This is a genomic window from Dellaglioa sp. CoH-57-MRSF-22, from assembly GCF_056781895.1.
In genome coordinates this window covers 1-423 of record NZ_JBXAXT010000099.1, presented here as the reverse complement: position 1 = coordinate 423, position 423 = coordinate 1, and the positions used below count along the sequence as shown (strand labels likewise).

Sequence of the window (423 nt, the reverse complement as noted above, 5' to 3'; positions counted from 1 at the left end):
AACTCCGTGGTTGCCGTCATTGAATATGTTGAGTGTTGGCCCATGACGGTCGAGCAATATACTTTGGAGTCCGGAGCAAGTACACGGATCGTCAACCGCGTAACGTTCTCAGTCGGTGACGTATTCATAAATCTGGCAAACGTCTCGTCTGACCTAATCAGTGAGGTGGTGTTCAACGCTGGTCAAAGTTTGGTCAGCGGAGTGGTGAACACCGTTTCGCAGACCGCTATCAACTCGCTTGGGGGTGCTCTCGATAGCATCCTAGGATAATCACAATGATCGACACAAAAAACTACGTACCTCAGTCGAAGACCACATCGTTCGATGCGTTTCCGGCAGATAAGCAAGAGCGCATGGCTCAGATTCAGGCTGATAAGCTGAAGAGTGTGGCGCATCTGCCGCATCCCGTGGATATCCCCGGAA

Annotated in this window: 1 protein-coding gene; it reads left to right on the top strand. The window is 51.1% G+C overall.

The window, feature by feature from the left end; genetic code table 11:
* Positions 1-270 (top strand): hypothetical protein (locus AC1RPR_RS08365; RefSeq protein ID WP_481763494.1); only part of this gene is annotated, 270 nt, incomplete at its 5' end.
* Positions 271-423 lie beyond the last annotated feature (153 nt).